Origin of the sequence: Acetobacter tropicalis (genome assembly GCF_001580915.1) — a bacterium.
GTDB classification, from domain to species: Bacteria; Pseudomonadota; Alphaproteobacteria; order Acetobacterales; family Acetobacteraceae; genus Acetobacter; species Acetobacter tropicalis.
Genome location: NZ_LHZQ01000020.1, coordinates 1 through 708, shown reverse-complemented (window position 1 = coordinate 708; position 708 = coordinate 1). Strand labels below are relative to the sequence as shown.

General features: G+C 58.6%; 1 protein-coding gene. It reads right to left on the bottom strand.

Annotated elements, in window-relative coordinates; all coding sequences use genetic code 11:
* The coding region (locus tag AD944_RS00105; RefSeq protein WP_061474607.1) for a recombinase family protein at positions 1-569 on the bottom strand (569 nt) is incomplete at its 3' end.
* Positions 570-708 lie beyond the last annotated feature (139 nt).

Here is a 708-nt window from a genome sequence, read left to right as displayed (position 1 = left end):
GGCTGACGCCTGAGTGTCCGATAAACGGTTGGTCGCGAGATGGAAAACAGATCAGCTAGGTCACTGATGGAATAGTCGCCAGTATCGTACATGCGGCGAAGTTCCTTCTGCTGCCGATCGGACAGCTTGGGCTTTTTCCCGCGTAGCTTGCCCTTGGCGCGCGCGACCGCCATCCCTTCACGGGTTCGAAGTTTAATGAGGTCTGCTTCAAATTCGGCGAAGGTGGCAAGAATGTTGAAAAACAGCTTTCCCATCGGATCGGACGGATCGTGGACACTGGCACCGAGTTGGAGCTTCACGCCACGAGCGGCCAGGCTGTCTCCGATCGCACGTGCATCGGGCACGGACCGGGCGAGCCGGTCGAGCTTTGGCACGACCAGCGTGTCGCCGTTACGCACCGCCGCCAGCGCCTGGTCGAGACCGGGCCGGTCCCGGTTCGTCCCGGTGAATCCCTTGTCAGTGTAGATCCGATCAGCCGCGACGCCGAGTTTGAGCAGAGCGTCCTGCTGGGCGGCGAGATCCTGCTTGTCCGTCGAGCAGCGGGCGTAGCCAATCAGTGTGTGCGTCATGAATCGGACTGTAACGTATAAGGCCCCATGACTGCAATTTATATGGTACCATTCATATGAGACTCGGTGGGTGGCTGTTTTCCTTGAGTTGCGCCACCTCTCAACATGAGTCCGTTTAACGACCCTCTATCGGACACTC